The organism is Sediminicoccus rosea, from assembly GCF_033547095.1.
In the GTDB taxonomy this organism is placed as follows: Bacteria; Pseudomonadota; Alphaproteobacteria; order Acetobacterales; family Acetobacteraceae; genus Roseococcus; species Roseococcus rosea.
The window spans coordinates 4800819-4826124 of sequence record NZ_CP137852.1; the positions used below are offsets into that span (position 1 = coordinate 4800819).

The following is a 25306-nucleotide window of genomic DNA, read 5'->3' on the forward strand; positions in this document are numbered from 1 at the left end:
CTAGCGCCTCGCGCGGCTCAGGAAGGCCAGGCGCTCGAACAGGTGCACATCCTGCTCGTTCTTCAAGAGCGCGCCATAGAGCGGCGGGATCGCCACCTTGGCGTCGCTGCTGCGCAGCGCCTCGGCCGGCATGTCCTCGATCATCAGAAGCTTCAGCCAGTCCAGCAGTTCGCTCGTCGCGGGCTTCTTCTTCAGCTCGTTCACCTCGCGGATCTGGAAGAAGACGTTCAGCGCCTCCCGCGCCAGGTCGGCGCGCAGGCCCGGGTAATGCGCTTCCAGGATGCGCTCCATCGTCTCGCGGTCGGGGAAGCGGATGAAGTGGAAGAAGCAGCGGCGCAGGAAGGCGTCCGGCAGCTCCTTCTCGTTGTTCGAGGTGATGATGACGATGGGGCGGTGGCGCGCCACGACCGTCTCCTTCGTCTCGTAGACGTGGAACTGCATGCGGTCGAGCTCGAGCAGCAGGTCGTTCGGGAATTCGATGTCCGCCTTGTCCACCTCGTCGATCAGCAGGACGACCGGCGTCTCGCTGGCGAAGGCCTCCCAGAGCTTGCCGCGGATGATGTAGTTGGACACGTCCCGCACGCGCTCATCGCCCAGCTGCCCGTCGCGCAGGCGGCTCACCGCGTCGTATTCGTAGAGGCCCTGCTGCGCCTTGGTGGTGGATTTGATGTGCCACTCGATCAGCGGGTAGCCCATGCTGCGCGCGATCTCCTGCGCCAGCACGGTCTTGCCCGTGCCGGGCTCGCCCTTGACCAGGAGAGGGCGTTGCAGGGCGATGGCGGCGTTGACCGCCACCTCCAGCTCGCGCGGCGCGATGTAGCGTTCGGTGCTGGCGAATTTCTTCACGATGGGCCGGGCCTCTTGATTCAGGGTCGCCATCTTCGCGCTTTCCTGTCTTGCGGCAAAGGGCGCGGCGTGTTTTCCCCCCCTTCATGGACATCTACTTCGTGGCCCTGGTGGCGCTGGCCATCGCCGGCATGATCGAATCGCGCAGCTCCACCCCCGGGCTGCGCCCGGACTATGAGCCGGCCGACCGCGCCTTCCGCTGGCTCGGCCGGTCCTCCTTCATCATGTGGCTGGTGCTGCTGGGCTTCGGTTTCTGGCAATTCGCCTGGTGGCAGCCGCTGGCGGGGCTGGTGGGCTCGCTCGCGGCCAATGCGCTCGTGCTGCAATATGGCGCCCGGCCCTATTGGCCGGGCGTGTCCATGGGGCTCGCGCTGCTGGGGCTCGGGCTCGCCAGCAAGATCTTCTTCGACGCGTTCTGAGGCCCGCGGTGCTATAGGCGTGGCATGATCCGCGCCCTTCTCATCGCATCCGCCCTTTGTGCCAGCCCCGCACTCGCCCAGCACGCCATCCCCTATTCGGGGATGCAGCAGCGCGAGATCCGCGCCCTCTCGCCACAGCAGGTCGAGGATCTGCTGGCCGGGCGCGGCATGATGCTGGCGCTCGCCGCCGAGCTGAATGGCTGGCCCGGGCCCATGCATGTGCTGGAGCTGGCCGGGCCCCTCGGCCTGACGCCCGAGCAGCGGCGCGAGACCGAGGCCCTGATGGCCGCCCACCGGGCCGAGGCGCGGCGGCTCGGCGCCGAGATCGTGGAGGCCGAGCGCGGCCTGGACGCCGCCTTCCGCGAACGCCGGATCACGCCGGCGGAAATCACCGCCAAGACCGAGCGGATCGGGGCCCTGCAGGCCGCGCTGCGGGCCGAGCACCTGCGCACCCACCTGCTGCAGACGGCGCTGCTTTCCACCGCGCAGGTCACACGCTACGCCGAGTTGCGCGGCTATGCCGGCGGCGCCGCGTCCCCCGCGCCGGCGCATCGCCACCGGCACTGAGGCTGTTCAGGCGGCAAATCGGGAAAAATCCACCGCGAGCCGCTCATAGATCGCCCGCTTGAAGGGCACCGCCATGCCCGGCAGCTCCGCCAGCCGCGCCCAGCGCCAGGCATCGAATTCCGGGTGGGGGTCGAGGTCGAGGCGGATGTCGGCATCCTCGCCCAGGAAGCGCAGGGCGAACCATTTCTGCGTCTGGCCGCGATACTTGCCGCCCAGCGCCTTGCCGATCAGCTCGGGCGGCAGGTCGTAGTTCAGCCATTCCGGGTGCTCGGCCAGGATCTCGGCGCGGGCGGTGCCGATCTCCTCCTCCAGCTCGCGGAAGACGGCGACGGCCGGGTCCTCGCCCGCATCCATCCCGCCCTGGGGCAGCTGCCAGCCGCCGGGCGCGCCCTCGGCATTGGGCATGTCGGCTCGGCGGGCAACGAGGATCAGCCCCGCCGCGTTGAACAGGACAGCCCCCACATTGGGGCGATAGGGCCAAAGGGACAGATCTTTCATCGGGTGGCGATCTCCGGGCGGCGGACCAGGGCGGTGACGGGGGCCAGCGCCACCCCGCGGGCATCGAGCCCGCCGCTCCAGGCGGCAAGGCGCTCCAGCGACACCGGCGTCACCTCGCCCAGATAGCCGAGCGCGCCACCGCGTTCCCGCGCCAGGCGTTCCAGCTGCGCGAGGCGCTGCTCGATCTCGCCGCGCGTATGCGGCTCATCCACCACCACATCCACGGTGAACCCCCAGGCGCGCTGCGGGTGGGGCGCGCCCGGGCGGGCGTCGAAATAGAGCAGGCCGCGCGCGTTCAGCGCCAGCTGCATCTGGGCGAAGGGCTCGGCCAGGGCGGCGAAGCGGTCGCCGCGCATGGAGGTCAGCGCACCGACGGCCCCGACATGGCCGGGAAAGCGCGCCAGCAGCCATTCCAGCCGCTGCGCGTTCTCGCCGGCCGAAAGCCCCGTCAGCAGCGCGCGGTGGCCGGGATCGTTCATCGGGAAGCCGGTCGGCTCCATCGGCAGGGCCAGCAGCGTCTCGAAGCCGCGCTCGCGCGCCGCCTCGATCAGGGGGATGGGGTTGGGCGCATAGGGGGTGAAGGCGAGGGCGACGTTGCGCGGCAGGGTGCGGATCGCCTCCTCCGAGAGCCCGGCGCGCAGGCCGATGCCGCCCAGGATGAGCGCCACGCGCGGGCGCGGGTCCTGCCGGTCGAAGGGGCGGGCATAGGCGCGCATGGGCATGCGGCCATCCGGGCCGATGCGCGGCAGGGCGCCGGCCGCCGTGAACTCCACCAGGGCCGGGTCCACATGCCGCGCCAGGCTCTCCGGCACGCCGCGCGGCGGTGGCGGCGCGGGCGGTGGCGTCTCGATGGGGGCCAGCGCCAATTCGGCGGTGGGGGCGGCGGGCGGGCCGAGCACCGCCAGCGTCACGCCGCCGCCGCCAAAGGCCAGCACCGCCACCAGCCAGAAGACGCCGAGCCAGATCCAGCCGCGTCGCCCGCCCTGCGTGTTCAGGCTCTCCTCGGGCGGGCGTTCCTCAGACGGGCGTTCCTCAGACGGGCGTTCCTCAGACACGGCGGGCCGGGATCTCCCGTCAGCGCTGCGCGCGGCGCTGCGGGTTGGCCGCCATGGCGCGCACCAGCGAGAGGCCCTGCTGCAGCTGGAAATCCGTCTCGGGCTTGGTGATGTCGAGGGTGGGCCAGCCCTCGGGCGGCTGGCTCTGCACGCGGTCGGTGATGGAGGCGGGCAGGTTGAGCGGCGGCAGCGTCACGGTGGGCGGCGCGGGCGTGGCCGAACCCTCGGCCCGCAGCGAGCGGCGGAGATCCTGCTCGCGCTCGCGCTCGCGCCCCGGGGCGGCGGCGGCGGTGGCCTGGGCATCCTGGCGGGTGGCGCGCACCTCGAAATCGGGCACGATCCCGGTCGCCTGGATGGAGCGGCCCGACGGCGTGTAGTAGCGCGCCGTGGTCAGCCGGATCGCGCCATTGTTGCCGCCGAGCGGCATGACGGTCTGCACCGAGCCCTTGCCGAAGCTGCGCGTGCCCAGCACCACCGCGCGGCGATGGTCCTGCAGCGCGCCGGCCACGATCTCGGAGGCGGAGGCCGAGCCGCCATTGATCAGCACCACCATGGGCAGGCCCTGGGTGATGTCGCCCGCGCGCGCGTTCCAGCGCTGCGCATCCTCCGGGCGGCGGGCGCGGGTGGAAACGATCTCGCCCTGGTCCAGCAGGTCATCCGTGACCTGCACCGCCTGGTCGAGCAGGCCGCCCGGGTTGTTCCGCAGGTCGAGCACGACGCCGCGCAGGTTGCCGCCGGCCTGCTGGCGCAGCGTGGTCATGGCGCGGCGCAGGTTCACCTCGGTCTGCTCGTTGAAGGAGGTGATGCGGATATAGGCGATGTCGTTGCCTTCCAGGCGGAAGCGGACCACCTGCGGGCGGATCACGTCGCGCGTGATGGAGATCTCCAGCGGGCGCGCCTCGCCCTCGCGCCGGACGGTGAGGCGGATCGAGGTGCCGCGCTCGCCGCGCATCTGGTCCACCGCCTCCTGCAGGGTCATGCCCTGGGTGGAATTGCCGTTCAGGTGGGTGATGAAGTCGCCCGGGCGGATGCCGGCGCGGGCGGCCGGCGTCTCGTCGATCGGCGAGATGACGCGGATATAGCCACCCTCCTGCGTCACCTCGATGCCGAGGCCGCCGAACTCGCCGCGCGTCTGCACCTGCATGTCACGGAAGTTGCGCGGGTTGAGATAGGCGCTGTGCGGGTCGAGGCCGGTGAGCATGCCGTTCACGGCGTTCTCGACCAGGTCGCGATCCTGCACCGGCTCGACATATTCCGCGCGCACGCGAGCGAAGACGTCGCCGAAGAGCTGCAGCAGGCGATAGGTCTCGGCGCGGCCGCCATCGGCCGCACCCTGCGCCCAGGCCGCGACGAGCGGGCCCACGATGATGCCCGCCGCGAAGGCGCCCGCCACGGCAGCGGTGGTCCCGACCTTGAGCTTCATCCAGCGAGCCTCATTCCCAGTGGTTCCGGACGCCCCATGGCTGATGCGCCCGAATGTTTCACACATGCGCTCCGCTGATGGCACGCGGCACCGCGCCGGGCAAAGCCCGGACTGCGCCACGCAATACCCCATCATCACGCACTTGAAAGCTTAAAGCTTCCGGAACGCCGCGCAATAAATCCCGACATGCGGCTTGGGGGTGCGAATGCAACCCCGTGTCACGCTTTGTCTCAGACGCCTCGCGGCAGGGAACGGGCGGGCGCGCCGGCCAGCACGGCCCCCGCGGGCACATCGGCCCGCACGGTGGCGCCCGGGCCCACCACGGCATCCGCGCCGATGCTGAGGTTGGGCGCCACCACCGCCCCCGCCCCCACCACGGCCCGCGCGCCCACCCGCACGCCGCCGCAGAGCACGGCGCCCGGGGCCACATGCGCCCCCTCCTCCAGCACCACGTCATGCTCGATGATGGCGCCCGTGTTCACCAGGGCGAGGCGGCCGATGCGCGCCAGCGCGCCCAGCACCGCGCGCGGCATGACCACGGCGCCCTCGGCCAGTTCCGCGCTGCGGGCGCGCACCACCGAGGGGTGCAGCAGCACCGGCAGCGGGCAGCCCAGCCGCGCCGCCGCCTCCAGCCGCAAGCGGTTGCCGCCGAGGGCGATCAGCAGCGGCCCGCCATCATGCGCCGCCTCGTCCCCCAGCACCGGCAGGCCGAGCATGGGGGGAAGGGGTGCCCGCGCATCGAGGAAACCGCGCGGGGCGAAGCCGGCATCCCAGGCCGCCTCGCAGACGGCGCGCCCATGGCCGCCGGCGCCGAGAATCAGGACATGCATGGGAATAACCATGTGGTGGAGTCGGGGATTTCGTGTAGGAGGTCCGGGCCAGGGAGTTTTCGGGACATGCGTGATCTGGATTTGTTGCGGCTGGAACGCCGCGTCGGGCTCATGCTCGCCCCCCTGGCGGAGCAGCCCGGCGCCACGATCGGCGTGACGCGCGACGGCGTGCTCCTGCTGCGGCGCTCGGTCGGCCTCGCCTCGCTCGACCTGCACATCCCGCTCGGCGTGGCCAGCTGTTTCCGCATCGCCTCCGTCTCCAAGCAATTCACCTGCGCCGCCATCCTGCTGCTGGAGCGCGACGGGCTGCTCGGCGTGGATGATCCGGTGCGCCGGCATTTGCCGGAACTGCCCGAATCGCTGGACAGCATCACGCTCGATCACCTGATGCGCAACTCGTCCGGCCTGCGGGACATGCTGGAATTGCTGCGCCTGGGCGGGGCCGACCTTGCCACCCATCTCGATGCGGCCGAGCTCGACGCCGCCATCGCCCGGCAGCGGACGCTGAACTTCGCCCCCGGCTCGCGCTTTCTCTACTCCAACAGCGGCTTCTGGCTGCTGGGGCGCGTGATCGAGCGCATCTCGGGCCAGAGCCTCGCGGAGTTCCTGGAGACGCGCATCTTCCTGCCGCTCGGCATGACGCGCACCCGCCACACGCCGGATCTGGCCCGCCCGGTGCGCGGCCTGGCGACCGGCTACCTGCCCGATGGCCTGGGCGGCTTCACCACGGCGCGGCACGGCTTCCCGCTGGGTGGCGAGGGCGGCCTCGTCTCCTGCGTCGAGGATCTGGCGCTCTGGGCGCGCAGCCTCTCGGTGGGCGGGCTCGGCAGCGAGATCGAGACGCGGCTGCAGGCCACGCTGCCCTTCACGGGCGGCGCCATGAACCGCTACGCGCTGGGGCTGGAGGTGGAGGAGTGGCGCGGCCTTCGGCTGGTCAGCCATGGCGGGCTGTGGCCGGGCTACAAGACGGCCTTCCTGCGCCTGCCCGAGAAGCGGCTGACCGTGTTCGTGCTGGCGAACAACGCGGCGCTCGACCCGCACCACATGGCGCTGCAGGTGCTCGAGGCGGCGCTGGGCAATGACCCCGCCCTGCAGCCCGAGCCGCCCCCGCTGGACCATGCGCCGATGACCGGCACCTGGCTGAGCGAGGCGGAGGGCCTCTCGCTCGACATCGGCGCGGATGGCACGGCGCGCATGCACGGCGTGCCCTTCGCCCTGATCCCCACGACGGATGGGCGGATGAGGGCCCGCCGCGGCGCCTTCCCCTTCCGCGCCAGCCTGCCCGAGGGCGATGCGATGGAGGTGGAGTTCGACGCCGGCCACCGCGCCCTCTTCCGCCGCGCCGCGCCCATGCCTCCGCCGGCGCTGGACGGCGTCTGGCATTGTGCGGAACTCGCCGCCGAATGGCATATCCGGGATGGCGTGATGCGGGCCCTGGGCCCGGTGCGGCGCGGCCCGCCTTCCGCCATCACGGCGCTCGGGCCGCGGCATCTGCGGATCGCCATGCCCTCCTCCCTCTTCGAGGGCTGGGCCGATGCGGTGCTGGCCGAGGATGGGCGCAGCCTGGTCGTGAATGCCAGCCGGGCGCGGGGTCTGGTCTTCACCCGCGCCTGACCGGCCAGCCTACATGGTGCGCGCCTTCAGCGCGTCCAGGTGGTTCATGCTGAGGACCACGCGGCCCCCTTCCACCGAGGCGACAGCGCTGACCGGCAGGTAGTGGTGGTGCCGGCCGCCATCGGGGTCATCGTTGCGGGTGAGCTTGATCCGCTCGCCCTCCAGATGGTCCACCGTGCCGACATGGTTGCCGCAGCTGCCGACGACCTCCATGTGTTCCGTGATCTGGTCCTGCATGCCGCTCATGGCCTTCACTCCGTCTTGTTGCAGCCGTTGGAACGTGGGGCCCGGGCCCCGGTTGCCGCCCGGCATGGAGGGGCGGGCCAGGGAGAGTTACGCCCGTTATCCACAGGCCCTGGCCATGGCGGCGGGCGGTGGGCGGGAGTATGGAGGGGGCACATGAACAACATTCCTCCGCCGCCGGACGACCGTGGGCTTTTCGGCCTCGGCTCGCGCCTGCCGCCCGCCAGCCTGGAGGCCGAGCAGGCGCTGCTCGGCGCGCTGCTCGCCAACAACAAGGCCTATGAGCGCGTCAGCGAGTTCCTGGAGGCCGAGCATTTCGCGGATGCCATCCATGGCCGCATCTACAGCGCCATCCGCCGCCGGGTGGAGAATGGCCAGCTGGCCGATGCCGTCACCCTGCGCCACGAATTCGAGCACACCGGCGAGCTGGCCGAGGTCGGCGGCCCCGCCTATCTGGCGCAGCTGCTGGGCGCCATGGTCGGCATCGTCAATGCCGGCGAATACGGCAAGCTGATCCATGACTGCTACATCCGCCGCCAGCTGATCGACCTGGGCGAGCAGGTGGTGAACCGCGCCTATGGCTCCGAGCCGGAGCTGGAGGGCAAGCACCAGATCGAGGCAGCCGAACAGCAGCTCTTCGACCTCGCGACCGAGAAGGCGAGCGAGGGCGGCGCCATCAGCTTCGAGCGCGCGCTGATCCGCGCCGTCGAGATCGCCGCCAAGGCGAAGGAGAGCGGCGGCGGCGTCTCAGGCCTCTCGACCGGGCTGCGCGACCTCGACGCCAAGATGGGCGGGCTGCACGACAGCGACCTGATGATCCTCGCCGGCCGCCCCGGCATGGGAAAGACCGCGCTCGCCACCAAGATCGCCTTCGGCGCGGCGCGCGCCCTGCTGCGCGAGGCGGAGGAGACCGGCGGCAAGCCCGGGCAGGTCGCGATCTTCTCGCTGGAAATGAGCGCCGACCAGCTGGCCAACCGCCTGCTCTCGGAAGCCAGCCGCATCCAGGGCGACCGCATCCGCCGCGGCGAGATCAGCCAGCGCGAATTCGACCATTTCGTCGGCGTCAGCCGCGAATTGTCGCAGCTGCCCATCCTGATCGACGACACGCCCGCCATCACGCTTTCGGCGCTGCGCACGCGCTGCCGGCGCATCCAGCGCACCAAGGGGCTGCGCTTCCTGGTGGTGGACTACCTCCAGCTCATGCGGCCCGCCGCCGGCACGCGGCCGGAATCGCGCGTGCTGGAAATCAGCATGATCACCCAGGGGCTGAAGGCCATCGCGAAGGAGCTGTCCATCCCGGTGATGGCGCTGTCCCAGCTCTCGCGCGCGGTCGAGCAGCGCGAGGACAAGCGGCCGCAGCTGAGCGACCTGCGTGAATCCGGCTCGATCGAGCAGGACGCGGACAGTGTTTCGTTCATCTACCGTGACGAATACTATTTGAAACAAAAAGAGCCCAAGATCACGAACTTCCCGGATGACGCGAAGTTCCAGGACGCCATGACCCGCTGGCAGCAGGACATGGAACGCGCCCACAGCAAGGCGGACCTCATCATCGCCAAGCAACGCCATGGCCCCACCGGGACCATCCCGCTCTTCTTCGAGGCCGAGTTCACCCGCTTCGGCGATCTCGACACCACGCATGAGCAAAGCTATGGCGATTGAATGCCCCATGGCCTTTTGACCATTGATTGCGGCGCGGTGGTGCGGAACTGGCGCCGGCTCTGCGAAACCCATGCGGGCGGCGCCGTCGCCGCCGTGCTGAAGGCCGATGCCTATGGGCTGGGCGCCGCCCCCATCGCGCGCGCGCTGCGCGATGCCGGCTGCCGGCATTTCTTCGTCGCCACGGTGGAGGAGGGCGAAGCCCTGCGCGCCACGCTGGGCGAGGGCCCCATGGTCGCGGTGCTGGGCGGCTTCCCGGCCGGCAAGCACGCGGGACTGACGCCCGTGCTCAACAGCCTCGATGACGTCGCGGCCCATTCGGGCCCGGCCATCCTGCATGTGGACAGCGGCATGTCCCGCCTCGGCCTCGCGCTGGATGAGCTGGAGAAGCTGGCGGATAACCCGGCGCTGCTGGACGGTCTCGAGATCCTCTATGTGATGACGCATCTCGCCGCGGCGGAGGATCCGCAGCATCCGTTGAACCTCGTGCAGCTCACGCGCTTCAACGAGGCCTGCCTGCGCCTGCCGCGGGCGCGGCGCAGCATCGCCAATTCCTCGGGCATCTTCCTCGGCCCCCGCTTCGGCAGCGAGCTGGCGCGGCCGGGTGCCGCGCTCTACGGCCTGAACCCGACGCCGGGGCGCCCCAACCCGATGGAGCCGGTCTTCACCCTGACGGGTCAGGTCCTGCAATTGCGGAACATCCCGCCCGGCCAGACGGTGGGCTACGGCGGCGCTTGGCTCGCGACCCGGCCGAGCCGCATCGCCACCATCGGCATCGGCTATGCCGACGGGCTGCCGCGCGCGCTGGAGGGCCGGCTCAAGGGCCGCTATCGCGGTCAGGAATTCCCGATGGTCGGCCGCGTCTCGATGGACCTGATGACCTTCGACGTGACCGGCATCCGCGCCATGAAGGCGGGCCGCTGGATCGAGATCATCGGCCCGCACCAGGATGCCGACATGGTGGCCGGCATGGCGGGCACCATCGGCTATGAACTGCTGACCTCGCTCGGCCGGCGCTTCCGGCGGGACTACCTCCCGGCATGACCCGCTTCCTCGACGCGCTCGCGCTGATCGGGCGCGGCCTGATCGGCGCCTGCCGCACCCTTGGCGATGTCGCGATCTTCGCGGCGGTGGGAGTTTCGCACCTGGTGCGGCCGCCCTTCCACTTCCGGCAATTCTGGCGGCATTTCGTCGAGATCGCCTATTTCTCGTTGCCCGTGGTGGCGCTCACGGCGCTCTTCACCGGCATGGTGCTGGCGCTGCAGAGCTTCACCGGCTTCTCCCGCTTCAACGCCGAGAGCGCCATCGCCAGCGTGGTGGTGCTCTCCGTCACGCGCGAATTGGGGCCGGTGCTGGCGGCGCTGATGGTGGCGGGCCGGATCGGCGCGGCCATGGCGGCCGAGATCGGCACGATGCGCGTGACAGACCAGGTGGATGCGCTGACCACGCTCTCGACCGACCCGATGAAATACCTCGTCACGCCGCGGCTGCTGGCGGCGACGCTGGCCATGCCGCTGCTGGTGATCGTGGCGAACATCCTGGGCGTGCTGGGCGGCTTCCTGATCGGCACGGTGAAGCTCGGCTTCGTCGCGCAGACCTATCTCGACAACACCTGGGACGTGCTGGAGGTGATGGACGTGGTCAGCGGCCTGGTGAAGGCCGCCGTCTTCGGCTTCATCATCGCGCTGATGGGCAGCTGGTGCGGCTACAACAGCAAGGGCGGCGCGCAGGGCGTGGGCCAGGCGACGACGGCGGCGGTGGTGGCCTCCTCCATCCTCATCCTCGCGCTGGACTATGTGATCACCGAGGCGTTCTTCTCGCGATGAGCACCTCCACCACCCCCAAGATCCGGCTGCGCGGGCTGCAGAAATCCTTCGGGCCGAAGCGCGTGCTGGATGGCGTGGACCTCGATGTCCGCGCGGGCCATTCCATGGTGCTGCTGGGCGGTTCGGGCTCCGGCAAGTCGGTCACCATCAAGTGCATCCTCGGCCTCGTCACGCCCGATGAGGGGCTGATCGAGGTGGACGGGCAGGACATCTCGAAGCTCTCGCGGCGGGACCGGACGGCGCTGCGGGACCGCATCGGCATGCTGTTCCAGAATGGCGCGCTGTTCGACAGCCTGCCGGTCTGGGAGAATGTCTGCTTCAAGCTGCTGGCGCAGAAGCGCATCACCCGTGCGGCCGCGCGCGACAAGGCGGCCGAGGTGCTGGCCCAGGTGGGCCTTGCCGCCAGCGTGGGCGACCTCTCGCCGGCCGAGCTTTCGGGCGGCATGCAGAAGCGCGTGGCGCTGGCCCGCGCGGTGGCCTCGGCCCCCGACATCATCTTCTTCGACGAGCCCACCACCGGCCTCGATCCCATCATGGGCGCGGTGATTGACGGCCTGATCGTGGATTGCGTGGAGCGGCTGGGCGCCACCGCCTTCTCCATCACGCATGACATGGCGAGCGCGCGCCGCATCGGCGATGACGCGGCGATGATCCACAAGGGAAGGATCGTCTGGACCGGCAGCGCCGAGAAGCTTGGCGAGACGGGCAATGCCATGGTGGACCAGTTCGCGCGCGGCGAGCGCGAGGGGCCGATCCAGATGGAATTGCGCAAGTAGGGCTACCGCCTCAGGAGGCGCGCGCCGCCTCGATGATCTCGCGGAAGAGGCGGGCCGGCAGGGTGCCGCCGCGCACGTCATCCATCCCCGTATTGTCGTCATTGCCGAGCCAGACGCCGATGACGAGCGGGCCCGAGGGCAGTTGCACGAAGCCCATGAACCAGGCATCGCGATAGTCCTGCGTCGTGCCGGTCTTGCCGCCGGTGACCAGGCCCGGCATGGCGGCGGCGCGGCCGGTGCCGTTGCGGACCACGCTCACCATCATGTTCCGCATGCGCTCGGCGGCCTCGGCGCTGATGACCTGGGCGGGCTCGGTGCGGGGCACGGGAAGCGCGCGGCCCTCCGCCTCGACGCGCTGCATGCCGTAGGGGGTGATGCGCCGCCCGCCATTGACCATCGCGGCATAGCCGGCGGCGAGGTCGATCAGCTTCACCTCGCCCGTGCCGAGCGCGATGGAGGCATCGCGCGGGAAGCGGCCATTCACGCCGAGGCGCATGGCGACATCGGCCACCCCGCGCGGCCCGCCGCCCATCTGCATGACGCGCACGGCCGAGGTGTTGACCGAATGGGCGAAGGCCTCATCCAGCGTGATCGAGCCGCGCGTGCGCCAATGTCCGTTGGACGGCGACCAGCGGCCCATCTGCAGCGGCCCGTCGCTCACCTGGTCGAAGGGGGATGCGCCGTGCTCCAGCGCCGCCAGATAGACCATCGCCTTGAAGGTGGAGCCCGGCTGGCGGCGCGCATCGGTCGCGCGGTTGAAGGGGCTGCGGCGGAAGTCGCGCCCGCCCGCCATGGCGCGCACCGCGCCCGTATTGGCATCGAGCACGACAACGGCGCCCTGCCCCACCCGCGCCTCGCGCCCCGCCTGGTCGAGCAGCGCGGCCAGGCGGGATTCCACCGCATTCTGCCAGCGCGGATCAAGCGTGGTGCGGATGACGAGGTCGGCGCTGCCGGGGAAGGCGCTGGGGATGTCCTCGAAGATCCAGTCGGCGAACCAGCCGCCGTTGCGCGAGGGGCGCGGCGGGATGGTCATCTCCTGCACGGCGCGCTCCATCTGCTCCGCCGTGATGGCGCCGGTGGCGACCATGGCGGCCAGCACGTCCCGCGCGCGGGCCATGGCGCCGTCGGGGTTGGCGCGCGGGCTGTAGCGCGAGGGCGCCTGCGGCAGGCCGGCCAGGATGGCGGCCTGGGGCAGCGTGAGCCGCCGCGCCGAGACGCCGAAATAGAGCCGCGCGGCCGCATCCACCCCATAGGCGCCGCCGCCGAGATAGACGCGGTTCAGGTAGATCTCGAGCAGCTGGTCCTTCGTGAAGCGGTTCTCGAGCCAGAGTGCCATCAGCGCTTCCTGCACCTTGCGCCGCGTGCTGCGGGCCGGGCTGAGGAAGAGATTCTTGGCCAGCTGCTGGGTGAGCGTGGAGCCGCCCTGCACCACCTCGCCCGCGTTCCAATTGGCATAGGCGGCACGGGCCAGGCCGATCACGTCCAGGCCGAAATGCTGGTGGAAGCGGCGATCCTCGATGGCGAGCAGGGCGGCGGGCAGGTGCGGCGGCAGGTCGCGCAGGCGCAGCGTCTCGCCATAGAGATCGCCCTGGGTGCCGAGCAGCCCGCCCTCGGCCGTCTGCAGGGTGACGCTGGGGCGGCGCTGATGCGTCAGCGCCGTATCGGCGCGGGGCATGTCATGCGTGAACCAGATCAGCAGCGCGCCGGCCGCGAGCAGGCCCCAGATGAGCAGGATGATGGCCGCCCGGAGCAGCATCCCGCCCAGGCTGCGGCGGCGCTTCGACGGCGCGGCGGCGCGCCCGCTGGATTTTGGCCCGCTCGGGGGGGACCGTGGTTCGACCCGGGGGGAGGGCCGGCTGGCAGGGGCCGGGGTTCGCAGCCTTGCGGCCGCCACTCTCGGCATGGCGAGGCTTTAGCATGGCGGGCGGGCCGGTGCATCAGGGAGTTTGGGGCGGGCCCTCCCCGCTTGACCCGCGCCCCCCGTCCCGCCATCTCCATCCCGTCGCAGCGTCCGGAGCATCCGGCCGCACAGCGGCCGGCGCGCCGCGCCCGCCCTCCCCGCCCGCCGCACCCCATGCGGCGCGAAGGCAAGGCGGCGGAGCCGCCGCCCGCCGTCTGAGGGCAGATAAAGATGAACTGGATTTCCGAGTGGGCGCTGCCCAAGATCAAGACGCTCTTCGGCACCTCGCGCGAGATGCCGGACAATCTCTGGCACCAGTGCCCGAGCTGCCAGAAGATGATCTTCCAGACGGACCTGGAGAAGAACCTCCGCGTCTGCACCCATTGCGGCCACCACATGCGCCTCTCGGCCAAGCAGCGGCTCGACGCCACGCTGGATGAGGGCTGGCAGAAGATCGAGCTGCCCAAGGCGCCGGCCGATCCGCTGCGCTTCCGCGACCAGCGCCGCTATTCCGAACGCCTGCGCGATGCCCAGACCAAGTCCGGCATGGATGACGCGGTGGTGGTGGGCCATGGGCAGATCGAGGGCCAGCGCGCCGTCGTCGCCGTCTTCGAATTCGCCTTCATGGGCGGCTCCATGGGCGCCGGCGTGGGCGAGGCCATCGTCACCGCCGCGCGGCTGGCCGTGCTGCAGGATGCGCCGCTGATCGTCTTCGCCAGCTCCGGCGGCGCACGCATGCAGGAGGGCGCCGTCAGCCTCATGCAGATGCCGCGCACCGTGATCGCAACGCAGATGGTGAAGGATGCGGGCCTGCCCTTCATCGTCGTGCTGTGCGACCCGACGACGGGCGGCGTCACCGCCAGCTTCGCCATGCTGGGCGACATCCAGATCGCCGAGCCGGGTGCCCTCATCGGCTTCGCCGGGGCGCGCGTGATCGAGCAGACGGTGCGCGAGAAGCTGCCCGAGGGCTTCCAGCGCGCCGAATACCTGCTGGAGCACGGCATCCTCGACATGGTGGTGAAGCGCGCCGAGATGCGCGAGACGCTGGCGCGCGTCATCCGCCTGCTGCGCGCCGCCGAGGAAGCGCCGGCCGCCGCATGACCGGCGCAACAGCGGGCCGTTCGGAGGCCATCATCGAGCGGATGCACGCGCTGCATCCGAAGCTGATCGATTTGAGCCTGGGGCGTCTCGAAGCCCTGCTCGGCAAACTCGGCCATCCGGAGCGGCGGCTGCCGCCCGTGGTGCATGTGGCCGGCACCAACGGCAAGGGCAGCACCTGCGCCTTCCTGCGCGCCATCGGCGAGGCGGCCGGGCAGCGCGTGCATGTCTACACCTCGCCGCACCTGGTCCGCTTCCATGAGCGCATCCGCCTCGCCGGCGAACTGGTCGGCGAGGAGGCGCTGAGCGACGCGCTCGAGGAGGTGGAGCGGGTGAATGGCGAGACGCCGATCACCGTCTTCGAGATCACCACCGCCGTCGCCTTGCTGCTGTTCAGCCGCGTCCCGGCCGACCTGCTGGTGCTGGAGGTGGGGCTCGGCGGGCGCTTCGACGCGACCAATGTCATCGCCGCCCCGGCGGCCACGGCGATCGCCAGCATCTCCATGGACCACATGGATTTCCTGGGCGACACGATCGGCAAGATCGCCTTCGAGAAGGCCGGAATCATCAAGCCCGGCGTGCCCTGCGCCACCGGGCGGCAGCAGGATGAGGCGCTCTCGGTCATCGCCGCCCGCGCGGCCGAACTGGGCGCGCCGCTGCTGGCGCGGGATGCGGCCTGGCGGATGGAGCGCGAGGGCACGGGGCATCGCTTCACCGATGGCCAGGGCACGATCCTCCTGCCCGAGCTCGGGCTGCGCGGCGCGCACCAGCCGGACAATGCCGGCATCGCCATCGCCGCGCTCCGTGCCTGGAAACCGGCCTGGCTGAGCGAGGACGCCATCATCCGCGGCGCGGCGGCGGCCGAATGGCCGGCACGCATGCAGCGGCTGCGCGGGCGCCTCGCCCCGCCCGCCCCCTGGGAGCTCTGGCTGGATGGCGGGCACAATGCCGGCGCCGGCCAGGCCCTGGCGGCGACGCTCACGGAATTCCGGGATCGCCCGCTGCACCTCGTCATCGGCATGAAGCAGGGCAAGACGGCGGCGGGCTTCATGGCGCCCATCCTGCCGCTCGCCAGCAGCGTCACGGCCGTGGCCGAGCCCGGGCAGCACCTGGCGATGACGGTGGACGACATCGTCGCGGCGAGCGGCGGCGTGGCCAAGCCGGGGCCGGATGTGCGGGCGGCGCTCACGCGGATCCTGGCGGAGGAAGCGCCGGGGCGCGTGCTGATCTGCGGCAGCCTCTACCTCGCGGGTGAGGTGCTGAAGCTGGACGCCGCCGCTACTTGATCTCTTCGTCCGGCAGGACGCCAAAGATCTCGCCGCGCTTGATGAAGCCGCGGCGATCCTGCACCTGCACCTCGCACCAGTCGCTGCCGGCCTCGCAGCCGCGGATGCGGCCGATCACGCCGGGCTTGAGGCGGGCGACGGGGGCGGCGGAATCCTCGGCGCGGCGGCGCAGCGGGATCTCGGCGCTGGGCTCGCCACGCACGATGAAGGTGCGGCGCCCGGGCTGGAGGTTGGAGGCGGCGAGCCAGCCTTCCGCCCCATCGGGGTCGCGGATGCGGCGCCACTGGTCATGCTCGCGGATGATCTGCACGGGCAGGTCGGCCCGCTGGTAGCGCCATTCGACCGGGAAGCGGCGGTCGGGGCCGACGCGCAGGTTCACGTCATTGGAACGCAGCGCCGCGAAGCGCGGCATGGGCAGGCCGGTGACGCTGCCGATGGGCGGAATGGGCTCGGGCGGCGGCGGGGCGGCGGGCTGCGGGGGGGCCGCGGCGGCGGCTCCGGCGGCGGCGGCGGCCGCGGCAGCCGCTGCCGCGGCGGCGCGGCGCTGCTGGGCCTGCTGACGCTGCTGGGCGGCGGTGGGCGGCTGGCGCTGCGCGGTGTTGGGCCGGGCAGCCGTTCCGCCCTGGGCGGGGCGGGCCTGGGGCGGGCGGGCCGACTGGCCCTGCGCCGGGCGCTGCGCCTGACCCTGGGCCGGGCGCGCGGCGGGGCGCGGCGTGGTGCCGCTGGCCGAGGATGTGGAGGATGCGGCGGGTGCCGTGGCCGGGCGCGGCGGCGGCACGCTGCCCTGCCCGCCCAGGCTCGATTGCGCGGCCGCCCCGCCCGCGAGGGCGAGGACGCAAAACGCAGCGAGGGTGAGGCGAGCATGCATCGCCCCTCTGGATGCCAAGCCCCGCCGCGCCGGGTCAAGCGTCACAGGGAAATCACCTGCCCGCCGCCGACAGCGCCGAGGAAGGTGACGATGCCGGCCAGCTCCGTGCCCGGGGCCAATTCCTCGCCTTCCAGCCCCTCGGCCTTCAGCCCCGCCTCGCAGGCGATGCGGCGGATCTCCAGCGCACGGGCGGCCTCCATCAGGGTCGTGATGGTGGCGACGCCGGCGCGGGCCAGCTCGGCCTCGCGCGGGTCATGTTCAAGCGGGGCGGCCTTGAGCAGCAGCCGGCAGCCGCCATTCGTGGCGAAGAGCGTGACCGGCCGGCCGAGCGCGGCGGCGGCGGTGGCCAGCATCAGCGCGTAATGCGCCCGCTCATGCCCGCCCGAGATGAGCAGCAGGCCGAGCGCGTTCATGGCCCATGCGCCGAGAGGTCATGGATGGAGGCGTGCTCGCCACAGAGCGCGCAGGCGGGGTCGCGCCGCAGCTTCACGGTGCGGAAGCGCGCATCCAGCGCGTCCCAGAGCAGCAGGCGGCCGGACATGTCCTCGCCAATTCCGAGAATGACCTTGAGAACCTCGGTCGCCTGGAGCGTGCCCATCACGCCGACGACGGCGCCGAGCACGCCCGCCTGGGAGCAGGTGGGGACCAGCCCCTCGGGCGGCATTTCGGGGTTGAGGCAACGGTGGCAGGGGTGGGGGGCGCCCTCATGCGCGCGGAAGACGGAAAGCTGGCCCTCGAAGCGCAGCACGGCGGCGCTGACCAGGGGCTTGCCCAGCAGGTGGCAGGCATCGCCCAGCAGGAAGCGCGTCGGGAAATTGTCGGTGCCGTCGCAGATCACGTCGTATTGAGGGATCAGTTCCTCGGCCGCCGCGCGGTCCATGCGGCGGGTGTGGAGTTCAAGCCGGACTTCGGGGTTCAGGCCGCGCAGCGCCTCGGCGGCGCTGTCAGTCTTGTGCTGGCCGATCCGCGCCGTGCTGTGCGCCACCTGGCGCTGGAGGTTCGACAGCTCCAGGTGGTCGTGATCCACGAGGCCGATGGTGCCCACGCCGGCGGCCGCCAGATAGAGCGCGAGTGGCGAGCCAAGGCCGCCCGCGCCCACCACCAGCACGCGCGCCTGGCGCAGCCGCGCCTGGCCGATCGCGCCCACTTCCTTCAGCAGGATGTGGCGGGAGTAGCGGTGCAGCTCGTCTTCGGTGAAATCGAGATCCATGGGCGGCATATGGGGTGGCGGGGGCCGGAAGGGGAAGCCCCGGCCCTTCCCTAGAGCAGCGCCTCGATCTCGCGCTTCAGCGCCTCGGGCTTGGTGGTGGGGGCGTGCCGGGAGACGACGTTGCCCTGCTTGTCCACCAGGAACTTGGTGAAGTTCCACTTGATGCCGTCGCCCAGGATCCCGCCCTTCTGCTTCTTCAGGAAGCTGTAGAGCGGGTGCGCCTCGGCCCCGTTCACCGCGATCTTGGAGAAGATGGGGAAGGTCACGCGGTAGCTGGTGTCGCAGAAGCTCGCGATCTCGGCATCGGTGCCCGGCTCCTGCGCGCCGAACTGGTTGCAGGGGAAGGCCAGCACCTCGAAGCCGCGGGGACCGTATTCCTCCTGCAGCGCCTGGAGGCCCTTGTATTGCGGGGTGAAGCCGCATTTGGAGGCAACGTTGACGATGAGCAGGGCGCGGCCGGCATAGGCAGACAGGCTCTGCTCGGTGCCATTGCCGAGCTTGGCGGTGAAGTCATGGACCGTCGTCACGGAATTCTCCCTCGGTCAGCCGTGGCCCAGCTGCTGCTCCACCAGTCGGGCGAAGCAGCTGGCGCCGATCGGCAGCAGCGCGTCGTTGAAATCATATCGGCCGTGATGCACCGGCACATTGCCGTGCTCGGGCGTCATCTGGCCCAGGAGCATGAAGGCGCCAGGGGCCTTCTCGAGATAATAGGCGAAATCCTCGCCGGCCGTCAGGGAGGGCAGGTTGGTCATGATGAGATCCTCCCCCACCACGTCCCGCGCCGCGGCCTCGAAGGCGGAGGCCTCCTCCACCGTGTTGATGGTGGGCGGGTAGGAGCGGCGGTAGTCGAGGCTGACCTCCACGCCATGGGCGGCGGCGATGCCGTGCACGGTCTGGTGGAACAGCTCATCCATCGCGCGGCGGGTGGCGGGCTTCAGCGTGCGGATGGTGCCGCGCATCAGCACCGTCTCGGGGATCACGATCTGCGAGGTGCCGGCCTGGAACTGGCCGATGGAGAGCACCACCGTCTCATGCGGGTCCATGCGGCGGCTGACCAGGTTCTGGAGCGCCGTGTAGATCTGAACGGCGCAGGGCAGCGGATCGAGGCCGCGATGCGGCTGGGCCGCGTGGCAGCTGCGGCCGGTCAGCGTGAGGTCGAAGTAGTCCACGGCCGCCAGCACCGTGCCGGGGCGGATGGCGGCGGTGCCGAGCGGCAGGTCATAGGCGTTGTGGATGCCATAGACCTGGTCGCAGGGGTATTTCTCGAAGAGGCCGTCGCGCAGCATCTCCGCCGCGCCGGTGAGCCCTTCTTCCGCCGGCTGGAAGATCAGGTGGACGGTGCCGGAGAAATTGCGCGTCTCGGCAAGGTAGCGGGCGGCGCCCAGCAGCATGGTGGTGTGGCCATCATGGCCGCAGGCGTGCATCCGGTTGGGGATGGTGCTGCGATGGGCGAATTCGTTCAGCTCCGGCATGGGCAGCGCGTCCATGTCGGCGCGCAGGCCGAGCGTGCGGTTGCCCGGCCGCTTGCCGCGGATGACGCCGACCACGCCCGTGCGGCCCAGGCCGCGCTCCACCTCGATGCCCCAGGATTCCAGCTTCTCCGCCACGATCCCGCTGGTGCGGACCTCCTCGAAGCCGATCTCCGGATGCGCGTGGAAGTCGCGCCGCCATTCCGTCATCTCGGCGTGGAATTCGGCGATGCGGGGGATGGGCTGCATGGCAGGGTTCCTCAGGCGAAGCGGAAGGCGCCGTTGCTGACGACGACCACGTCGCGCTCGACGACGCGGGCGCGGAAGGCGGCACCGCCGGGACGATGCCAGATTTCCGTGCGGATCGTCTCACCCGGATAGACGGGCGAGGAGAAGCGCAGATCCATCGTGCCGAAGCGCGTGGTGTCGTAGTCGCAGAGGCCCTTCATCAGCGCGTGGCACACGACGCCGAAGGTGCAGAGCCCGTGCAGGATGGGGCGCGGGAAGCCAGCCTTGGTGGCGACTTCGGGGTCGATGTGCAGCGGGTTGTGGTCGCCGTTCAGGCGGTAATACGCCGCCTGCTCGGGGCGCGTGGGCAGGTCGAGAACGAGGTCCGGCATGCCCTCGGCCTCGGGGTGGGGGGGCTTCACCGGGCCCGAGGGGCCGCCAAAGCCGCCATCGCCGCGGGCGAAGGTGGTCATCGCCACCGTGGCGAGCTTCTCGCCGCTCGCGGCGTCACGGATCACGCGCTCGGAATAGATCAGCGCGCCCTTGCCGGCGCCGCGATCCACGAGGCCGGTGACGCGGGAGGTGCCGATGACCTCGCCGCTCACGGGCAGCGGGCGGTGCAGCGTCAGTGACTGCTCGCCATGCACCACGCGCACCCAGTCCACGCCGGTATCCGGCGCCTTGATCCAGAAGCCGGGATAGCCGAGCACCACCGCCATGGAGGGCATGGCGACCAGGCCGGGCTCATAGGTGAAGGGAAGCTGGCGCAGGTCCATCGGGTCCTGACCCAGGCCGATGGAGAGGTTGTAGAGCGCCACATCCTGCCAGCGCAGGCTCTGGCGGATTTCCGGGATGGGATAGGCGAGGAGCTTCTCCGCGACGATCATTCGCCGATCTCCAGCACCGCATCGGCGGCGAAGGCGCCCTCGCCCTCCGGCAGGACGAGCAGCGGGTTGATGTCCACCGAGAGCAGGCGCGGGCCTGCCGCGACGGCGAAGGTGGAGAGGTTGGCCAGCGCCTGGGCCAGGGCCTTCACATCGGCCTTGCGGCGACCGCGCACGCCATCGAGCAGCGGGAAGCCCTTGAGGCTGCGGATCATCGCCTCGGCCTCCGCCACGCCAAAGGGGCAACGGCGGAAGCTTACATCCTTCAGCACCTCGATGAAGATGCCGCCCAGGCCGACCATGGCGACGGGGCCGAAGACCGGATCGCGCAGCAGGCCGAGCGCCATCTCAACCGCGCCCTTGATCTGCTTGGCCACCAGCACGCCCTCGATGCGCGCGCCGGGCGCGCGTTCGGCGGCGCGGGCGAGCAGCGTGGCGAAGCCTTCGCGCACCGCGGCCTCGCTGGCGATATCGAGCAGCACGCCGCCGATCTCGCTCTTGTGCAGGATGTCGGGGCTCAGGATCTTCATCACGACCGGGAAGCCGAATTCCCGCGCGGCGGCGACGGCCGCCTCCACATCGGCACAGGCGCGCTCGGGCACGGCGGGGATGCCGGCGGCGGCCAGGATGCGCTTGCCCTCGGCCTCGGTCGGCGTGGTGGCGGGCAGGCTCACTTGCGGCAGGGCGGGTGCGGGGGGCGTGGCGCGGGCGAAGGCCTCGCCGAAGCGGCCCATGGCGTGCAGGGCGACGACGGCGCGCGTCGGGTCCTCGAAGATGAGGAAGCCGTCCTTCTCATATTCGCGGATCATGTCGCGCGGCGCGATGATGGAGAGCGCCCAGAGACGGTCCTGGTGCTGGTCGGCCACCGCCTTCATCTGCGCGCGCAGCTTGGGCGCGACCGACTTGGAAGCCCCCACCTGGGTGAAGAAGCCGAGGCAGGAGGTATAGCCGCCATCCACCACCATCGCCGTCGCGAATTCGCCGATCAGCTCCGTCTGGTTGATGGCCTGGGCGGTGCAATCCACCGGGTTGCGCGGCGCGCAGAAGGGCACGAAGCCGCGCAGGCGCTCCTGCGCCGGCTGCGGCATCTCGGGCATCTCGAAGCCGATGGATTCCGCGACGTCCGAGATCAGCACGCCCGCGCCGCCCGAGACCGTCACCACGCCCAGCGTGTTGCGCACGGGGTAGATGCGCTTGGTCGCCGCATAGGCGATGTCGAGCAGCTCTTCGGTGTTGCGGGCGCGCACCACGCCGAATTCCTGCAGCACGGCATCGGTCACGGCGTCATCGCCCGCGATGCTGGCGGTGTGCGACTGCGCGGCGGCCTGGCCGAGCGCGCTGCGGCCCACCTTCATCATCACGATGGGCTTGCGGTTGCGGCGCGCGAGGTCGAGTGCGGCCAGGAAGTTCTTGCCCTCGCGAATCCCCTCAGCATAAGCGCAGATCACGTCCACATCGGGGCTTTGCGCCATCCAGCCCAGCACGTCGCTCAAGGTCACCTCGGCCTCATTGCCGGTGGTGATGCAGATCTGCGTGCCGATCTCGCGGTCGCGCGCGATGGAGTAGAGATGCGTGCCATAGGCGCCGGATTGCGAGGCGATGCCGATGCGCCCGGGCAAGGGCCAGCCGCTCTCGAAGCTGGCCGAGAAGGTCGCGTAGAAATTGATCGCGGAGTTGAACAGGCCAAGGCAGTTCGGCCCCATCAGCCGCATCCCATGCTTGCGGGCGCTGGCCACCATCACATCCTGCGCGGCGGCACCGCCCGCATCCATCTCGGCGAAGCCGGCCGTGAAGACGATGGCGCCCTTGCAGCCACGGGCCCCCAGATCCTCCACGGCCTGCAACGCCGCCTGGCTCGGCACGGCCACGATGGCGACATCGGGCGTCTCGGGCAGGCTGTTCACATCGGCATAGCTTTTCAGCCCCTGCACCGTCGGGCGCTTCGGGTTCACCGGGTAGATGGCGCCCTGGAAGCCGCGTTGCAGCATATAGGAGATGGGGCGGCCGCCGATGCGCACGGGCTCGTCGGAGGCGCCGATGATCGCGATGGACCGCGGATTCACCACCGGGTCGAGCGAAGAGAAATCCATGTTGTTCGTTTCCTCGGAGGTCTTTTGTCAGCCTGCCAGCAGGCTCTGGAAAATGGGCACGGCACGGTTGAGCTGATCCAGCGCCACGGATTCATGCGGCGTATGCGCGGTCTCGATCGGGCCAGGCCCCAGCACCACGCAGGGCGCGATGGCCTGGAGCTCGGAGGCGTCGGTGCCGTAGGGCGCGGTGCGGGCCGCCTCACCGGTAATGGCGCAGGCGCGGCGGATCAGCGGGTGGTCGGCGGGCAGTTCGGGCGGGTGGCCCTCATGCGCCTCCTCCAGCGTCAGGCCATTGGCCCGCGCCGCCTCGCGCATCACGGAAAGGACGGGCGAGGGATCGATCTTGTGGCTGTAGCGAAACTTGATGCGCGCCGTGGCTTTCGCGACGGTCACGTTCACCGCGGTGCCGTGATTGTCCACCACCAGGTTGAAGTCGCTGAACACCGGATCATAGGCCGTGTCCTGCAGGCTCGGGTCGTTCCGCAGCCGCTCGAACATGGCCTTCACCTCGACGAGGAAGGGGATCAGCGCCCAGTTCGCGTTCAGCCCCTTGCCGGTGGAGGAATGCGCCTGCACGCCCTCGGCCGTCGCGGTGAAGGCGATATGCGCGCGATGGCCGCGCACCGGGATCAGGCTGGTGGGCTCGGCCACCACGATGCCGGCGAGGCCCGCCTTCTGCGCCAGCTTCGACTGCCCGGCGATGATGCGCGCCCCCTGCTTCGTCGTCTCCTCATCGGTCGTGATCAGCAGCGTGGCGCGGGGGGCCTGCTTCGCCGCCATGATGCAGGCGGCGACCGCGCCCTTCATGTCCACCGCGCCCAGGCCATGCAGCACGCCGTCACGGATCGCCCCGCTCCAGGGGTCGTCGGTCCAGCCGGTGGCGGGCACCGTGTCCATGTGGCCGGAGAGGGCGAGGCCACCCGGGCCGCCGCGATGGGCCACCAAGGCGCGCTTCGCCACCCCGGCGCCATCCACATAATCCAGCCTTTCGATCTCGAATCCGTCCAGTTCGGCCTCGATGCGATCGGCGACGGCGATGTTGGAGAGGTGGCTGCGGCTGTCCATCCGCACGAGATCGGCCGCGAGCCGGGCAAGTTCGTTTTCCCAAGGGAGGTTTTGCATGGGGCGAGGCTTGCCCGAAGCGGGCTTGCGCGCAACCCTGGCCGGCATGACCTCCTATCTCGATCCGCGTTCGGGCCGCACCTATCCGCTCGAAACCCCGCGCTGGTGCGGCGATGACCGCGCCCCCCTGCTGCTGACCGACCTGCCGGGAATCGGGCGGGACGACATCGCGCGCGGCGTGCGCAGCATCTGGCGCTATGCCGCCGCCCTGCCCTTCCTGCCGGCCCGGCCGATCTCCATGGGCGAGGGCTGCACGCCGCTCATGGAAATGGCCCTGGGCGAGGGCACCGCCCTGCTGAAATGCGAATGGTTCATGCCGACCGGCAGCTTCAAGGATCGCGGCGCCTCGGTGATGCTCTCCCTGCTGCGGGAGCAGGGGGTGACTTCGGTGCTGGAGGACAGTTCCGGCAATGGCGGCGCCGCCGTCTCGGCCTATGCGGCGGCGGGCGGCATGGAGGCGACCATCTTCGTGCCCGCCAGCACCAGCCCGGCCAAGACGGTGCAGAGCCGCGCCGCCGGGGCCCATATCACGCTGGTGCCGGGCTCGCGCCAGGATTGCGCGGATGCGGCGGAGCGCGAGGCGGAACGGATCTTCTACGCCAGCCACAATTGGCAGCCCTTCTTCCTGCAGGGCACCAAGAGCCTGGCCTATGAGCTTTGGGAGGATTTCAACTTCCAGACGCCGGACAACGTGATCGTCCCCTGCGGGGCGGGTTCCAATGTGCTCGGCCTGCACATCGGCTTTTCCGAGCTTTTGCGCGCGGGCCAGATCAGCAAGCTGCCGCGCATCTTCGCGGCCCAGCCGGCGAATTGCGCGCCCATCGCCCGGGCGGCGCTGGGGCTGGATCCGGTGGCGGCGCAGCCGACCATCGCCGAGGGGACGGCCATCGCGCAGCCCTTGCGGACCAGCGAATGCCTGCGCGCCATGCGCGAGAGCGGCGGCGGCGCGGTCATGCTGGCGGAGGATGAGATCGCGGCGGCCTCGCTCATGCTGGCGAAGCGCGGCGTCTATGTGGAGCCCACCTGCGCCCAGGCGGCCGCCGCCTTCGGGAAGCTGCTCGCCTCGGGCAAGATCGCCGGGCGCGAGAGCACGGTCGTGGTTCTCACCGGCACCGGCCTGAAATCCACCCCCCGCTATGCCGAATTGCTGGGCGTGGAGATCTGAGCGCGGTCCGAGGTTGCCCGAGGGGTCCGGGGAGACCGTGGCGCCCCGGTTTCCTTGACTTTCGAGGGGCCTTCGGTATATTTTCCTAGAATGTATCTCATCATCCCCGCCCGCCTTTCAGCGTCACATCCACCGCCTCGGGCGGTGCGCATCCCGGCCTTGCGCGGCGGGCTCCGGCGCGGATTTGGCGCCTTCGGGATTTGTCCGAAAGCGGGGTTCCGCCGCGGAGC

25 protein-coding genes are annotated in these 25306 nt (G+C 70.7%); 10 read left to right on the forward strand and 15 right to left on the reverse strand.

Annotation, left to right across the window (positions count from 1 at the left end; all coding sequences use genetic code 11):
* A complete protein-coding gene (locus tag R9Z33_RS23110) occupies positions 1-879 on the reverse strand; it encodes an AAA family ATPase (RefSeq protein ID WP_318648932.1) in 879 nt (292 codons plus the stop codon).
* Positions 880-932: 53 nt separating this feature from the next.
* On the opposite strand from R9Z33_RS23110, the gene R9Z33_RS23115 reads away from it, so the two are divergent.
* Both R9Z33_RS23115 and R9Z33_RS23120 read left to right on the forward strand, forming a co-directional pair.
* On the forward strand, positions 933-1265 hold the full coding sequence (locus R9Z33_RS23115) for a hypothetical protein (RefSeq protein ID WP_318648933.1): 333 nt from the start codon (positions 933-935) through the stop codon (positions 1263-1265).
* Between the two features lie 24 nt (positions 1266-1289).
* Complete coding sequence (locus tag R9Z33_RS23120; RefSeq protein WP_318648934.1) at positions 1290-1832, forward strand: periplasmic heavy metal sensor; 543 nt, start codon at positions 1290-1292, stop codon at positions 1830-1832.
* Between the two features lie 6 nt (positions 1833-1838).
* Here R9Z33_RS23120 and R9Z33_RS23125 read toward each other — a convergent pair whose 3' ends face one another.
* The 4 genes from R9Z33_RS23125 to R9Z33_RS23140 all read right to left on the reverse strand — a co-directional run bounded on the left by R9Z33_RS23125 (position 1839) and on the right by R9Z33_RS23140 (position 5638).
* On the reverse strand, positions 1839-2330 hold the full coding sequence (locus R9Z33_RS23125; protein ID WP_318648935.1) for an RNA pyrophosphohydrolase: 492 nt from the start codon (positions 2328-2330) through the stop codon (positions 1839-1841).
* Positions 2327-3385: a divergent polysaccharide deacetylase family protein gene (locus tag R9Z33_RS23130; protein WP_318648936.1), complete on the reverse strand. Its 1059-nt coding sequence runs from the start codon at positions 3383-3385 to the stop codon at positions 2327-2329. The genes R9Z33_RS23125 and R9Z33_RS23130 overlap by 4 nt, the downstream gene beginning before the upstream one ends.
* 19 nt (positions 3386-3404) lie before the next feature.
* Complete coding sequence (locus tag R9Z33_RS23135; protein WP_318648937.1) at positions 3405-4808, reverse strand: S41 family peptidase; 1404 nt, start codon at positions 4806-4808, stop codon at positions 3405-3407.
* A 230-nt stretch (positions 4809-5038) separates the two neighbouring features.
* On the reverse strand, positions 5039-5638 hold the full coding sequence (locus tag R9Z33_RS23140; RefSeq protein ID WP_318648938.1) for a NeuD/PglB/VioB family sugar acetyltransferase: 600 nt from the start codon (positions 5636-5638) through the stop codon (positions 5039-5041).
* A 66-nt stretch (positions 5639-5704) separates the two neighbouring features.
* On the opposite strand from R9Z33_RS23140, the gene R9Z33_RS23145 reads away from it, so the two are divergent.
* Positions 5705-7252 (forward strand): serine hydrolase domain-containing protein, encoded by a 1548-nt coding sequence (locus R9Z33_RS23145; RefSeq protein ID WP_318648939.1) that lies wholly within the window; start codon positions 5705-5707, stop codon positions 7250-7252.
* 9 nt (positions 7253-7261) lie between these two features.
* Here R9Z33_RS23145 and R9Z33_RS23150 read toward each other — a convergent pair whose 3' ends face one another.
* The gene (locus R9Z33_RS23150) at positions 7262-7498 is read right to left on the reverse strand and encodes a DUF2171 domain-containing protein (RefSeq protein WP_318648940.1); all 237 of its coding nucleotides are present in this window, start codon (positions 7496-7498) and stop codon (positions 7262-7264) included.
* Positions 7499-7651: 153 nt separating this feature from the next.
* Here R9Z33_RS23150 and R9Z33_RS23155 point away from each other — a divergent pair, with 153 nt between their 5' ends.
* From R9Z33_RS23155 to R9Z33_RS23170, 4 genes are read left to right on the forward strand one after another with little or no spacing between them, the layout of a single operon-like run.
* Positions 7652-9157 carry a replicative DNA helicase gene (locus R9Z33_RS23155; RefSeq protein WP_318648941.1) on the forward strand — a complete coding sequence of 502 codons (1506 nt, stop codon included), beginning with the start codon at positions 7652-7654 and terminating at the stop codon, positions 9155-9157.
* Positions 9158-10198 (forward strand): alanine racemase, encoded by a 1041-nt coding sequence (gene alr / locus R9Z33_RS23160; protein ID WP_318648942.1) that lies wholly within the window; start codon positions 9158-9160, stop codon positions 10196-10198.
* Positions 10195-10980, forward strand: a complete 786-nt coding sequence (locus R9Z33_RS23165) for an MlaE family ABC transporter permease (RefSeq protein ID WP_318648943.1) — start codon at positions 10195-10197, stop codon at positions 10978-10980. The genes alr and R9Z33_RS23165 overlap by 4 nt, the downstream gene beginning before the upstream one ends.
* The gene (locus tag R9Z33_RS23170) at positions 10977-11756 is read left to right on the forward strand and encodes an ABC transporter ATP-binding protein (RefSeq protein ID WP_318648944.1); all 780 of its coding nucleotides are present in this window, start codon (positions 10977-10979) and stop codon (positions 11754-11756) included. The genes R9Z33_RS23165 and R9Z33_RS23170 overlap by 4 nt, the downstream gene beginning before the upstream one ends.
* A 10-nt stretch (positions 11757-11766) precedes the next feature.
* On the opposite strand, the gene R9Z33_RS23175 is transcribed toward R9Z33_RS23170, so the two are convergent.
* Positions 11767-13512: a transglycosylase domain-containing protein gene (locus tag R9Z33_RS23175; RefSeq protein WP_318648945.1), complete on the reverse strand. Its 1746-nt coding sequence runs from the start codon at positions 13510-13512 to the stop codon at positions 11767-11769.
* Positions 13513-13887: 375 nt separating this feature from the next.
* Between R9Z33_RS23175 and accD the strand changes: the two genes are divergently transcribed.
* Complete coding sequence (gene accD, locus R9Z33_RS23180; RefSeq protein ID WP_318648946.1) at positions 13888-14757, forward strand: acetyl-CoA carboxylase, carboxyltransferase subunit beta; 870 nt, start codon at positions 13888-13890, stop codon at positions 14755-14757.
* Positions 14754-16040, forward strand: a complete 1287-nt coding sequence (locus R9Z33_RS23185; protein ID WP_318648947.1) for a bifunctional folylpolyglutamate synthase/dihydrofolate synthase — start codon at positions 14754-14756, stop codon at positions 16038-16040. The genes accD and R9Z33_RS23185 overlap by 4 nt, the downstream gene beginning before the upstream one ends.
* Here R9Z33_RS23185 and R9Z33_RS23190 read toward each other — a convergent pair.
* From R9Z33_RS23190 to R9Z33_RS23225, 8 genes are read right to left on the reverse strand one after another with little or no spacing between them, the layout of a single operon-like run.
* The gene (locus R9Z33_RS23190) at positions 16033-16908 is read right to left on the reverse strand and encodes an SH3 domain-containing protein (protein ID WP_318648948.1); all 876 of its coding nucleotides are present in this window, start codon (positions 16906-16908) and stop codon (positions 16033-16035) included. The genes R9Z33_RS23185 and R9Z33_RS23190 overlap by 8 nt on opposite strands.
* 41 nt (positions 16909-16949) lie before the next feature.
* Complete coding sequence (locus R9Z33_RS23195; RefSeq protein WP_318648949.1) at positions 16950-17321, reverse strand: DsrE family protein; 372 nt, start codon at positions 17319-17321, stop codon at positions 16950-16952.
* On the reverse strand, positions 17318-18118 hold the full coding sequence (locus tag R9Z33_RS23200; RefSeq protein WP_318648950.1) for a HesA/MoeB/ThiF family protein: 801 nt from the start codon (positions 18116-18118) through the stop codon (positions 17318-17320). Before R9Z33_RS23200 ends, R9Z33_RS23195 begins: the two co-directional genes overlap by 4 nt.
* 50 nt (positions 18119-18168) lie before the next feature.
* Positions 18169-18645, reverse strand: coding sequence for a glutathione peroxidase (locus R9Z33_RS23205; RefSeq protein ID WP_318648951.1), 477 nt, complete (start codon positions 18643-18645; stop codon positions 18169-18171).
* 15 nt (positions 18646-18660) lie between these two features.
* A complete protein-coding gene (locus R9Z33_RS23210; RefSeq protein WP_318648952.1) occupies positions 18661-19836 on the reverse strand; it encodes a M20 aminoacylase family protein in 1176 nt (391 codons plus the stop codon).
* Positions 19837-19847: 11 nt separating this feature from the next.
* The gene (locus R9Z33_RS23215; RefSeq protein ID WP_318648953.1) at positions 19848-20702 is read right to left on the reverse strand and encodes a MaoC/PaaZ C-terminal domain-containing protein; all 855 of its coding nucleotides are present in this window, start codon (positions 20700-20702) and stop codon (positions 19848-19850) included.
* On the reverse strand, positions 20699-22789 hold the full coding sequence (locus R9Z33_RS23220; protein ID WP_318648954.1) for an acetate--CoA ligase family protein: 2091 nt from the start codon (positions 22787-22789) through the stop codon (positions 20699-20701). The genes R9Z33_RS23215 and R9Z33_RS23220 overlap by 4 nt, the downstream gene beginning before the upstream one ends.
* Before the next feature lie 27 nt (positions 22790-22816).
* On the reverse strand, positions 22817-23911 hold the full coding sequence (locus R9Z33_RS23225; protein ID WP_318648955.1) for a M20/M25/M40 family metallo-hydrolase: 1095 nt from the start codon (positions 23909-23911) through the stop codon (positions 22817-22819).
* A gap of 46 nt (positions 23912-23957) precedes the next feature.
* Here R9Z33_RS23225 and R9Z33_RS23230 point away from each other — a divergent pair, with 46 nt between their 5' ends.
* Positions 23958-25076, forward strand: a complete 1119-nt coding sequence (locus tag R9Z33_RS23230; RefSeq protein ID WP_318648956.1) for a threonine synthase — start codon at positions 23958-23960, stop codon at positions 25074-25076.
* The last annotated feature ends 230 nt before the right edge of the window (positions 25077-25306 follow it).